The following is a 14,505-nucleotide window of genomic DNA, read 5'->3' as shown; positions in this document are numbered from 1 at the left end:
ATTTTTTTATGAAACCTAACTTACTCAACTTTTTTAGAAAACAAAATCAAATTTCTAAATTTATCGTATTTTTACTTTGTTGGACTCAGTTACACGCATATTCGCTAAATAATTTTATTTATAGCAATAAGAAGATCACACCTTTGATGAAGGTCGATTATACAAAAGATAAAGAATATTCAAAAACACAGAATAATACAGAAAATAGTATTGATGAAAATCTACATAGTATAAGAAGTAACACTAAATCTGATAATAAGCATACAGATAAATTTTCATCTTCTTTCTTTCCAAGAAAATCTGAAGTTCATTATTATTTTTCTGATTTACAAGAAGGGATTATAGGTGTTAATAACTTGAGTCCAATTGATCAAGTTTATGATAATGTTTTTATTATTGATATACCTGATGAAATTAAATCTGATAAAACATATTATTTAGAATATGACTTATATGGTTTGAAAGACCATACATCTGTATCTAAATTCATTAATGATGAGATTGTTGGAAAAAACCCAAATATAGAAGTAAATAATACTTGGTCACATCAAAAAGAAATGATTTGCTATGATGAAATTAACAAAGGTAAAAACTATGTGACATTTACAATCCCTAAAAACGCTAATTACTATTATAAAGTTAAAAACATAAAAATTTCTTTTGAAGAAGGAAAAAATTATATCATCCCAAAAAATAAGAGTTTTAATTTATCAGAAAAATTTATTGATAAATCTGAGGAATCCTCTTTAAGTTATGAAAGTGCCAAATTAGATATTGGTAAAGACGCCTTAAAAGAAGGAAAAACTTTCTCAATATCATCTTTAAATGAAATTGATTTACCAGTTCTGAATTCTGAAATTATCAATGTAACAGCGCAATCATCGGGATACAGATTCCTCCCACATGGTGAACATTTTGTTTTGCCTGCAAAAGTTTCTATAGGATATGATAAAACAAAAATTCCTGTAGGGTATACAGAACAGGATATAAGAACCTATTATTTTGATAGAAATCAAAAAAAGTGGTTAGTTCTTGAAAAGGACTCATTAATTACAAATGAAAATATCTTAGTTTCAAAAACCACTCATTTTACAGATATGATCAATGGGATTATAAAGGTTCCTGAGTCTCCTGAAACAGGTAATTATACTCCAAATTCTATTAAAGACATTAAAGCCGCTAATCCTACTGAAGGTGTTGTTAATATACCACCTCCAACTCCAAATAATATGGGAACTCTTACAACTAGTTTTCCTTTAAAAATACCCGCAGGTAGAAGTGGAATTCAACCATCTTTAAGTATTAACTATAGTAGTGATGGTGGTAATAGTTGGCTAGGTCAAGGTTGGAACCTTTCTACACCTTCTATTTCAATAGATACAAGATGGGGAACTCCTTCTTATGATAATATTTATGAGTCTGAAACATATACATATAATGGAGAGCAATTAACTTTCAAAAATATTAATGGAGAATACACAATGTCTCACAGAATTTCTGCTTTTAAAACTAAAAGAGATAGTATAACTATTTCTGATATTACCAGATTCTATCCTAGGGTAGAAGGAGGATATGAGAAAGTTTTAAGGCATGGAACTTCACCAAATAATTATTGGTGGGAAATAATAAGTAAAGATGGAACAAAATATATTTATGGTTATGACGATGATAACAAAACGAATGAAAACTATACGTTAAAGGATAGTAATGGAAATATAGGTTATTGGGCTTTATACAAAATTATAGATGCTGATGGGAATTATGCAATCTATAATTATGAAAAAATAACTTATACAGAAAATAAACCAGGACAAAATGGTAAAGAATTATATCTTAAGGAAATTGTTTATACCAAATCTACTAAGAATACTTCTCTTAAACTTTATAAAGTTTCTTTTGATAAATCTGGAGGTAGATCAGATATAAGATCTGACGCGAGAATGGGATTCTTGAGAACTGAAAGTCAATTATTAAATAGAATTAATATATACTATGATAATAATTTTATAAGAGCTTATAAACTTAATTATAAACCATCAGATTATAAAACACTATTTAAAAGTGTTTTATCTGATATTTCAGAAGTTTATATTGAAAATGGGCAGGAAAAAGTATTTTATACTCATAGATTTAATTATTATGAAGCTCCTTCTGCTGATTCATCATTTGATGTAAAAAAGCCAATTAATGCTGGTGGTGGAGTATTTAATGATACTGCTTTTAAATCAAGAGGAGATTATTCAGGAAATTATTCTATTATAAATGGGTCAAAAACATCTAGTAATGGAACAAATTTTAGACTTGGAGTTGGATTTGTAAAAGGTTTCAAGAGCTTATTTAATTTTAATGTTGGTACAATTGGAGCACACTATGGTACTAATAAGTCAAATACTAATATTAAAACTTTTTTAATAGATATTGATGGAGATGGTCTGCTTGATAAGGTTTTTCTTAAGGGAAATTCTGTTTCATATTCTTCAGGAAGAGAAGAGTTTAAAAATAATTCTGAAACTGATAATTGCGGTTCTTATAGCTATAATAATGTTAAAACAATTCAAACGATTAATTCTCTTGGACATTCAGTAGATTATTCTTCTAATTATGGAGCAGCTTGGCTAGCTAAATATTTTAATATAGGAGTAGATAAAAATTCAGGTAAATCTATTAATGATCAATATTTTTTTGATTTTAATGGAGATGGTTTAGTTGATTTTGTTAAGGATAATAAAGTCTATTTTAACAGAATTAAAAATGGAATTCCAACATTCATTGAAGATAGCGCTGAAACTCCAGTTCCTATTTTCATTAAGGAATGTATAACAAATAAAATTGAACCAATTTTTTCTGGTGATGAAATAACTGAAATGGAGAAAAACAATCCTCTTCATGATATTGTTAGGGTATGGGTAGCTCCTAGAAATGGTGTTATTGATGTTGTTAACAAGTTTAACCTTGTAGATTATGGCGCATGTCCAAAAGAAATAGACTGTACAAAATTAGATGGTGTTGCTGTTTCTTTTCAAAAGTCTGATTCAGATCCAATTGTCAAGAATATTAATGCTGGAGATTTTACAACTTATAATCTTAATGCTTCATCATTAAATATTCAAAAGGGTGAAAAACTATTTTTTAGAGTTTCATCTAAATATAATGGTGACTTAGATAAAGTCAATTGGAATCCTACAATTACTTACACAGACATTAATTCATCTACAATAACAGTAGATGAAAATAAAAAAAGCTTATTGGTTTATAATGCTAATGAAGATTTTACCATTACACCTAGTAATATTTTTCAATCCCAAGAGACTGGATCTTACAATTTAGAAGTTTCCTATAAAAACACTAATATTTTATCAGATGATGTAAAGCTAGCTCTTTATATTGATGGAGTTGAAGATACAGCTTCAACAATAACTCTTGAAAGTGGAAAATTATTCGATTCTAATTATTCTAAAGTTATAACTATCGATAAAGATAAAACTGCTGAATTAAAAGTATTGTCTGATTCTAATATTCATTGGCCTGATCTATTTGTAAAAGCTAAATTGTCTAAACTTAATTCTAATGATAATTCATTAAATTTTGTTCAAGATATTCAAAATGTTGTATACAGTTATAATAAAAAAATTGGAAATTACATTATTTACAATATTATTCCTTCAATTTCTGGCCCTATTTATTTAGACTCAGATTTTATCCCAAAATCATCGGATAATGGTAGAAAATTTACTATTACTGCTAAAATTGAAGGTAAACTTATAGCTAAAAAGTCATATACTGTAAGTAATGGAATTCTTACCATAAGTTCATTTAAAGATTATACAATTACAAATTTAGACTTTGGGAAAAAGATGTATTTAGAGGTTTCAACACCTGAATATAATCAAGACTTTATTGATAGGTTATTAGCTTCAAGTCATAATCTCAAAAAGAAGAGTCTAATGAATAACTACCTAGGTAGTTCAGGAAATAAAAGCTTCTCAGTAATTGATCTTCGTAATCTTTCAAATAATAATATTTATAGTGGTAATTTGCATTTAGAAAGTAACGCAAGTTTAAAAAGAGTTTATGGTTTTACTAGTTCGTATGGAGGTAGCTATTTTGTAGGACTTTCTATTGGTCCTAGTTTTGGAGATTATTTTGGATGTTCTAGTGGATATAATGATGTTAAATCTTGTGGTGATGAGAAACTATATCCTTTAACACCTGGTGATTATCTTGTAACATTGACAGGTGGTGGAAATCAGCTTCCAGCAGGAGGTTTACATTTAGAAATTGTGAATGAGTCAAATGCTATATGCGTTATCAAGAATTCTTTAAGTTCACCTTATTTAGGGATTTCTTCTGAACAAGATTTAAATATAGCACTTTCTAATACATCAGTAGATCAACGATTTGGACAATTGTATAGAGGATGGGGTGCATTTTCTCTTAATGGTAACATAACCAAAAATCCCCATCTTGCTAATACAGGGACTGTACAAGATATGAAAATAGATGTTACAAAACTTAAAATGACTAGTTTAAGTCCTGGATGGAAGACTGATGGTCTGTATGATGAAGATGAAAACAATACTACAGCACCTGATGTTCTTCCTTATTCTTTGGATACTGATGGAAATCCAATAATAGATAATTCTTTTTTAGATTTTGCTAATCAATATTTTACTCCAGTTTATTCAAGTGCAGTTTTTTTGAAAAAACCTGATAGTGATGGTGATGGAGTTCCTGACACAGATGATAATTGTCCAGATGAAGCCGGCGATGTTATTAATGGTGGATGTACTACTGGTAATCCATTTATTGGAGAAAGTTATGACTATATTAGAAAGTGGATTTCTTTAAATTATGAGACATATGTTGATAGGGAATTTTTGAGTTCTAGTAGAAAAGGAATCCCTAATATTCAAGAACTAGTAGACTTAGAAAATGATTTGATTTGTAATACTAAATCATATCTAATGAGTGCGCCTAGTTTTGTTACTGAAAACGAAAGTACGAGTGCTAAAGTTGGAGCTAATTTATTTGGAGGTAATTTAAGTTTTGGAGCATCTACTAATCTTAAATCTCAAACTAAGTCTGTGAGATCTCTGCTAGATTTCAATGGAGATGGATTCCCTGATGATTATATTCTTGACAAGATTTCATTATCTAATTCCCTTGGGTATAGGTCTGGAAATGTTAATTCTATAATTAATAATTTAGATGTTGCTTCGTTATCAAAAGCTAATAATAATGGTGTTTCTTCAGGATTTGGTTTTTCACATGGAAAAAGTAGTAGACTATTTTTTATCAATACTGGTACAGATGGAATGTCGATGGCTAATCAAGCTTCAGGAGAAAATGGTGGTGCTCACTCTCTTTCAGTAAATGTTGATTATAATAAAAACATTCAAAATGTAGAACATAACTATGTTGATATTAATGGAGATGGATTACCTGATAGATATGATAATAAAAAATTTGAATTGAATGTAACGAAAGGTTTTTTTGATAATAGTAGAGATTGGGCAAATAATGATTTAATTTTTTCTAATTCTTCTTCAGATAGTTTTTCTGCAGGGTTAGGTCTTTCAATTTTTAAAGGTAGTTTCGACGCAGGATCTAATTATTCTACATCAAAAGACAAAGTAAATAAAGAACTCTTAGATATTAACAATGATGGATTACCAGATGTTATTGATTATAGTAATAATATGATCTATATTAATGCAGGTAATACATTTTACTCTTATGGAAGTACCAAAGGAATTTATTTACAAAGTATAAATAAATCTACCAGTTATGGAGGGAATGCAGCAGGAACTATATTAATACCAATTGTCTTTCCTGCTATTTTTACTATTGTTGGAATTAAGATTACTACAACAATTGGTAAATCTTCAGGAACTACAGTTGGGTTTACTGAAGCTGCCTTTAAAGATATGGATGGGGACGGATATGTGGATATGGTTACTGCATCTGATTCTAATAGTGGTTTTGTTTATAAGAATTTATTATCTCAGGTAAATTTATTAAAAGAGGTCGTTTTAGCAAGTGGCGGAAGTTGGGAATGTGAGTATAAAAAATCTGATAATACCTATGATTCTCCTCATGCAAAAATGGTACTTAGCTATTGTGACATAAAGAATAATGCAACAAAATCATATGGTAAACTAGACCAACATTATAATGTAGAGTATAAAAATGGATTTTATAGCAGGTTTGAGAGAAGTTTTTATGGATTTGAAACAGTTAGAACAATAGCTTCTAATAAAACATCATTAGAAGAAAAATATTATAATAATAGTTATTATAAAAAAGGACTATTAAAAGAAAAAACTTCTTATTCAGGTAGTTTTGACAAAAAAATAAATTCAGAAGTTAATAATTATATTCTAAGGGATAGAAGTACTCAGAATTCTATTTCTGATATATCAATAGCAAATACAGTTGATGATATATTTGTGAGAGATGAAGATAAATTTATCTATGTAAAAGAAGATGAAAAAAAACGAAAATCTTTCTCATATTTTCCAACACCATCTTTAATTACAAAAACAGTTTATGAAATTAATGGTGGTTCTAAATCTACAAAATCAGAATTTATTTCTTATGACTCATATGGAAATTTAACTAGCTTTAAAGACTATGGCGATCAGGAAATTGGAAACTCTGAGATTTTAACCTCTACTGTTTCTTATCAAACTACAGATAATGCTTCTCAATATTTGTCTCTTCCAACAATTGTAAGTACTACAGGTACTACAGTTAGTAGAGAAAGGGAAGCTCAATATAACTCAAATGGAGATTTATTAAAAGTAGAAATAAAAAATTATACTGATGGAACTTCAGCTATCTATGATTTTGAATATGATGACTATGGCAATATTATAAAATCTACCGGTCCGGCTAATGCTGATAACCAAAGATTCTATCATGAATATGTATATGATGATAAAGTAGCAACTTATCCTATTCAGGTAAAAGATGCTTTTGGCTATTCTAGTAAGAGTACATATGATTTCAAACTTGGAGTACCTCTTTATACAGAAGAAATGAATCTTCAGCCAATGAAGTATAAATATGATGCTTTTGGCAGAACTACTGATATTGTGGGACCTTATGAATTATTCAATAACATAGATTGGACAATTCATTTTACATATCCGTCAATTTTCACTGCGAATAAAACTTACAATGAGTTTTTTGCCATTACGGAGCACTATAATCCAGAATTTCCTTCTTCATCTATTAAAACAATTACTATTTCAGATGGATTGGGATCCCCTGTTCAGGTGAAAAAATCTGCATCAATTTTTAATTCTTCAACAAAACAGGAAGAACAGAAATTTATAGTTTCAGGGTTTGTTGATGAATATAAACCAGGTTTACCGGGTTGGTCTTATTATCCTACAATAGAAAGTGTAGGGGCATCAAACACTTCATTTAATACAAATTATGATACGAGTGTTTCCCCTACTGTTACTACTTATGATATATTTAATAGAGCAATTTCTACTACATTGCCAGATGGCGGTATATCTCAAATTTCTTATGACTTCAGTACTGATTATTTGGGAAGGAAAATGATGGAAACTACTTTTACTGATGAATTAGGAAAAATAAAGAAAACCTACACAGATATAAAGGGCAGAACCACTACAGTAAAAGAAATCAACTCAATAGGAGATATAACCACCAGCTTTACACATGATGCTGTAGGCAATATTTTAGAAGTTAGAGATACCAAAGGAAACCTTACTAAGAGCACATATGATGATTTTGGCAGGAGAACTAAATTAGAACATCCTGATAGTGGAATCTCTACTTATGAATATGATTTGGCTGGCAACCTTATATCAAGGAAAAATGCCAAAAACCAAACGATAACGTATGATTACGACTATAGCAGATTAAAAGCAGTTAATTATCCTGATTTTCCAGAGAATAACGTGAAATATTTTTATGGAAAAGCCAAAGATCAGGCAGCGATGGATAATAATTCTGTAGGCAGATTAACCTATCAGTCAGATGCTACAGGTACGCAAATGTTTAAATACGGAAAATTAGGTGAGTTGGTCTATAACAGACGTTCTGTAGCTGTTCCTGGAGCAGGTGTATATTGGTTTGATACCTCTTGGGAATATGATACTTGGAACCGTGTAAAATCTATTATCTATTCTGATGGCGAAAAAGTTACCTACACCTATAACCAAGGAGGTAACCTGAAATCAATGTCTTCTGTAAAAGACGGTTATACTCAGAGTATCATAGATGATTTAGGTTATGATAAATTTGAACAAAGAGTTTATCTAAAATATGGTAACGGTACAGAAACCACCTATGATTATGAGGCTGACAGAAGAAGATTAGCCAGTATGAAAGCCCAAACTTCTGCAGCAAAAGGCAGCAGATTGTTTATGGATAACGCTTATGTTTATGACAAAGTATCCAACGTAAAATCTGTAAAAAACAATGCCACCATATTAACCGGTCTTTTAGGTGGAGGTACAGAAATGACCTACAATTATGACGATTTATACAGACTTACCTCTGCTACCGGTACGTGGAATGGATATAATACCGCTAACCAGATAGAAAAACAACGTTATGATGTAGCCATGTCTTATGACGAATTGCACAATGTAACAGAGAAAAAACAAAAACACGATAAATCTCTAGATAATGGCACTACTTGGGCGGCAATTACTCCAACATCTTATAGACTTACCTATTCTTATGATGCAGCAAGACCGCATGCACCTAAGCAGATTGTAGATGAACCGGGTACTAATGCTGCTTGTTGCAGTACAACAGACCCTACTGTTAATTTTGAGCAATATACCTATGATGCCGTAGGAAACCCTACTGAAATTAACAAAAAAATAAGTGACACCCAAAATGTAAAAAAGAAAACCTTTATTTGGGACGAAGAAAACCGCTTACGTTTTGTAGACACCAATCCTTCTACTCCAGATGTTGATGGCGCAGCAATCTATACGTATGATGCAGGCGGAGAAAGAATAATAAAACAAGTCTCTCATTCATCCTCTGTATTATTGCCAGAGCAAGTGAGCACTACAGCTACTACCAGTGAATACAGTATCTATCCTAATGGATTAATTAATGCCAGCATTAGCTACAGCAATAATAAATTTAATCTTAAATACACTAAACATTATTATGCAGGTTCACAAAGAGTAAGCAGTAGGTTAGGATTAGGAGCCAATGTTGGTAGTTTTAATTGTAATTGGCTGATTACTCCATTTGGCAGTGGAGCAACAGATATAAATGAAAAATCTACTGCTAAAGCAAAATTAGAGGCCAATACTGCTGCCTGCTTAGCCATTATGCAAGCCAACAGCATTACGCTACCAATTAATTACGGACAAAATGCGGGATATGCAGAAAATTGTGTATCTTCGTATACAGGAACAGCGCAGGAGAAAGATGTGTACTGGTATCATCCTGATCATCTTGGTTCTAGTAGTTTTATTACAGGTTTAGACGGTGAGGTAACGCAGAGTATAGAGTATTTCCCAAGTGGAGAGGTATTTGTAGAGAACCATAAAAATTCTTACAATACTCCTTATAAGTTTAACGGCAAAGAGCAGGATTCTGAAACGGGTTACTACTATTATGGTGCTAGATACTATAATCCAAGGGTATCACTGTGGTTAAATGTAGACCCACTTGCTGAAAAATATCCGAGTATGTCACCATATATTTATTGTGCAAATAATCCAATAAATGCAATTGATCCTGACGGAAGATGGATAATATATGTAAATAATAGTGGCATTAATTATGTTTATAAAAACGGAAATTTTTATGTAGCTAATATTTATTATAATAAAGATACAAAACAATATTCAGTAGAAAATACTGGTAAAAGATATAATCCAGCAATTTCAAAAGGTAATCCTACTATGTATCAATATTTGAAAGCTTTAAGAAAGATCGAAAATGGTGGAAATTTAATTTCAAGAGGACAAATAAAACAATTAGCAAATGATAAATTACTACACCTACATCAAAAAGGTGCTGTAAATGAAGTAACTGATCCTGTAAATCCAAATAATACACAACTGTCTATGAATTACGGGAAAAAAGACAACGATTCTAAACACACGTTGACAACATTTAATATAAATGACTTAAGCGGCAAAGACTGGAAAGGAATAGAATCTTCTTCTATTGATGAATTAGTAGCCCATGAAACGCAACACGAATACGATGAGGCTATTGGAAATTCATCTGATGATACTGGACAACACAATCAAGATAATCCTATAGAAATAAGAGCTGTTTATACTGAAAACATTCAAAGGGTGTTAAATGGAAAAAAAACAAGGACGCGCTATGGTGGTGAAATAAATAAAAAATCATTAAAAAATCCGCCTAATTTTAAACGTCCTAAGATAAATTAAAATGAAAATAAACTATCTTCTTTTGCTAATGTTGTTATTTTCCTGTCAAAAAAATAATCAACAAACAAATCATTTTGAACTATTCAAAAAAGATGATTTAGTATTTAATGATAATATGGGTACAGTTCTAGACAACGGTTTGGTAAAATTATCAACAATAGATATTGGGCGTTTTCAGGAATTTTTATTTATTAAAAGTACAGATTTTCCCCATAAAGTTGTAAGAATAAATGCAGATGAACTATATCTTATTTATCAGGATTACTACAGAGATAAATTTGAAAATTATTCAGAATTTTTATATAATGCTCTTAATTTTAAAATAGTTATTCCTCTCACTCTTATTGATATAGATGATATTGTTGATTTAGATGTCAATATTATTGATAAATATAATAAAAATGGACTAAGATATGTTTTGGAGAAATATACTTATTATGAAGATAAAAAAGTATTCTTATATAAGAACCTAAATGATAAAGAAAGAATTTCTATTATCTATATACTGTATATTAATGCTTATCAATATCATTTTAATGATTATAATGAACAAGAATGGTTTATAAAACAGAATAGTCTAAAGTATATTCTAAAAGACCACTTCTAACAGGCAAAAAGAATAGCTCACGCTGCGCATTATGTGACGGCTACCTCTAATAGTTTTAACATTTTAAAATGGTATTATATTAGTTAAAATTCTGTTTTGTAGAGAGTTGTAATTTCTGTAAAATCTAAATACCACTATACGAAATTTCGTATAGCGGTATTTTTACTGTATTTTCTAAAATTTCTGTAATTAGAACAGATTCTTAGCTCAAAAAAAATAGAAAGAAATTATTCCTAATAAAATTATCTAAAGATTATTGCTTTTTTGTATTAAGTACATCCTTTTTCACAAGAATAACTTTTATTTTCTGCTATTCTATTTTGGTTTACTTTCTGCAAAAATGGTTTAGTTTGTTTTAGTTCAGGATTTTGGTGTATTTCTTCTGGTGTATAAATCAAGTGTGCATAGTGTGGTCTTCTCGTATTAATATCTTCTATAGAAAATTTTAATTCTTCTATAAATTGGTCTCCTGGTATCCCTTGTTTTAGATAATACGTTTTCATCATTCTAAAACTACTTTCTACCATACTGTTAGAAAAGACTATATCTTTTAAAGCAACTAATTTGGTTATATTTATTTGATTTTCTTTAATAAAATCTTCTACGGTTTTGTTATTGTTTTCTGTTCCTCCATCTACTATTAATTCTAATTTAGGAACTATTTGGTTGACTTCTAAATCTACTCCAAATTCCTGTTCTATGGCTCTTTTCAAGCTTTTCAGTCTTGTAGAACCATTTAATTCTTTAGCATAATCATAAGCCAATATCTTTCTAGAAAAATTATCTACAATTGTATAGATGTAATATTTGGTGTTTTCTAAAGTTTTGTAAACACTTACGTCCATATGCCAAATTCTATTGGGTGCTTCAGCCCTTATCGAGATTTTCTTTTTCTTAGGCTTATACTTTTTTCTATTCTCTCCCAGCCGTAAAAGTTTACAATAGTGATACCAAGTAGTTCTCGCCATAGATATCATTCCGTTTTTCACACCATATCCCCACACAGAAGCCGATGCCCAGTGAAGCATCGTTTTATCCGTCATTAGTTTTTTCATTATCCCAATTTCTTTCATACTAATTTGAGTTGGTGCTCTATGATAACAAAGCCAAATCAAAGAATTAGGGCAAACATATTGTTCTAGTTTTTTCCAATGAGCATATTGCTGAACAGTAATTCCTAATTTTTTTAAAATCATTTTCTTATTCCCAAATTCATTAATAAGGCTGTCAATATTGGGAATAAGTTTTTTTCTATTGATTTTTAGAATTTCTTGAATGTTTGTTTTCCCAATAATAGTTATAATTGAAAGGTATAATTTCAAAAAAGCAAAAAAGAGCTGCTTGATTTTCTTTGCTCTAGCATCAAATAATATTTTAAAATCTTCAATAGCTTTTGCAGAGAGTTCTTCGTATTCATAACCCAAATAATCATTAACATTTTTATTCTTCCAATAATGAGAAGTAGTAGCAGGTATTTTATCGGTAAATTCTTTAGGGAATATTTGTTTTTCTATACCAGGAGAATAGCAGAGTTTTACATTGGTATGGTAACGAGAATACGATTGTTGCATTTCAGTAGTTTTGATTGAAAACCAAAGTTAAAAAGCGAATTCAAAATATTTCAAATATTATGTATAAAATCAGAAATGAATACAATTTCGTGAAATTTACAGCTTATATTCAAACCAAAATAAAAGATTCTTGGGTAATTTCTAAACCTGAGTAAAAAAGATACAACTTATTATTTGCCCCGCGTGAAATAGATACAGGTTAAGTTCCAACCTGGGTAAAATAGATGCAGGTTAATTGAATACCTGCGCACAATGGATACAGGCTAGATATCCATTTCTTTTGAGTTTTATTATTTCCAAAGCAACTAATCTTAATTTAATTATAATCAATACTTTGCAATGCTTTTTAGAGGTCTGAAAAATATTAACTTTTATTTCGGCAAGATGTGTCTTTGTATATACAAACTTTTTCAAGTTTTACATCCAAAGACTCTCTTGCTTTTTTTCAAAAAGGAATGAAAAACTGCGGAACTTGTTTTTTTTGTTTTTCTTGAAATTAGTTAGAAGAATCCAAATTAACCTAAAATATTCTTTTTTAATCTTTAAAAAATCTAGATTTTTCAGTATTGTTCTTATTTAACCCACAGCCTTTGAATACTATTGTTTTTAATATTCTTTACACTCAATTTTGTCACAGAATTTTTAATCAAAAAGCAAAATGAAAACATTAATTTATTTTTTTCTGTGCTTAGCTGTTATTGTAACTAAAGGACAGGTCGGTATTAATACACAAACTCCAAAAGCAACACTTGATGTTGTTGGAAAGCCATTAGATAAAACTTCTTTAGATGGAATTATAGCACCTCGAATAACAGCTTCACAACTTAATTCAAAAACTTATACTATCGAACAAAAGGGCACATTAATTTATGTCACTGAAAAATTTGATAATGATTCTGTAGCAACAGAACAATTAGAACTTGTTAAGTCTATTGGTTATTATGTATTTGATGGCACTAAATGGATTCCTTTTGGAAATTATGATTCATTATACGATGTTGTAGAGCGAGGAAATTATTCAGGACAATTCATTTCTTTTTCAGGAGATTATTATTCAAAGAAAGGAACAAGAGATGCGGCTTTAGGTTTTAAGGCTGAAACAAAATCTTATTTTTTTGGAAATCTAAATCCCATTCACACAGGACAAAATAATCTAGGAATAGGCATGGATGCTCTTGGAAATCTAACTACAGGAAATGGAACTGTTGCCATTGGAAATAATGCCTTTAAAACTTCTACTGGAACAGTTGGAGAAATAGAAAATGAATACAATACAGGTATAGGGTATAATGTTGGCAATCTTTTCAAAGGAGACCATAGTGTTGCTCTTGGATTTGGAGCTTTGAACTCCAATTGGATTGGTGAACAAAATACCGCTGTTGGTCAGCAAGCAATGTCAGAAGGAATTGGAACGGAAAAAGTTTCTTATAATACTGCAATTGGGAGTAATGCTTTAAGGCTAGCAAACCAACCATTTGGAAATATTGTTATTGGACGCTCTGCTGGAGTAAGAATGACTGGGAAAAATAATGTTATTATAGGAAATTGGGTTGCAGGTTCTGAATTATATTCAAAAGCTTTCAATGATGAGAATAAGTTAATGATTCACAATCATACATTTGACAATTCTGGTAATCTTCCCATTTCTCCCGTGGGAACTAATACTTTGATTTACGGTGATTTTTCTGAAAGATGGCTTAGATTGAATGGTAGATTTCAAATAAATCCTGCAAACATATCTATCGCTGATAATACTTATACGAAGGTCTTACTTCAAAATCCTTTAAGTGGTGAAATAGCAACAACAAATTATTTAAACTTTCCTGCTCCTCCAGCCAATGGTACCTATATACTTAAGTCCGTCAATGGTGTTGCAAACTGGGTAGTTCCGTAAGAATATTCATACAATTAA

At 30.1% G+C, this 14,505-nt stretch carries 4 protein-coding genes; 3 read left to right on the top strand and 1 reads right to left on the bottom strand.

The annotated features are described in order from the left end of the window. Nucleotides 1–8: 8 nt before the first annotated feature. Complete coding sequence (locus QM746_RS11180) at nt 9–10,415, top strand: SpvB/TcaC N-terminal domain-containing protein (RefSeq protein ID WP_414984295.1); 10,407 nt, start codon at nt 9–11, stop codon at nt 10,413–10,415. Nucleotide 10,416: 1 nt separating this feature from the next. Beyond that, nucleotides 10,417–11,022 (top strand): hypothetical protein, encoded by a 606-nt coding sequence (locus tag QM746_RS11175; RefSeq protein ID WP_414984294.1) that lies wholly within the window; start codon nt 10,417–10,419, stop codon nt 11,020–11,022. 269 nt (nt 11,023–11,291) lie between these two features. Here the strand turns inward: QM746_RS11175 and QM746_RS11170 are convergent, their stop codons facing one another. After that, nucleotides 11,292–12,593 (bottom strand): DDE-type integrase/transposase/recombinase, encoded by a 1,302-nt coding sequence (locus QM746_RS11170; protein ID WP_414984293.1) that lies wholly within the window; start codon nt 12,591–12,593, stop codon nt 11,292–11,294. A gap of 658 nt (nt 12,594–13,251) precedes the next feature. On the opposite strand from QM746_RS11170, the gene QM746_RS11165 reads away from it, so the two are divergent. Then, a complete protein-coding gene (locus QM746_RS11165) occupies nt 13,252–14,487 on the top strand; it encodes a hypothetical protein (protein WP_414984292.1) in 1,236 nt (411 codons plus the stop codon). Nucleotides 14,488–14,505 lie beyond the last annotated feature (18 nt).

This window comes from Cloacibacterium sp., assembly GCF_047601505.1.
GTDB lineage: Bacteria > Bacteroidota > Bacteroidia > Flavobacteriales > Weeksellaceae > Cloacibacterium.
This window is presented reverse-complemented; position numbering and strand designations above follow the sequence as displayed.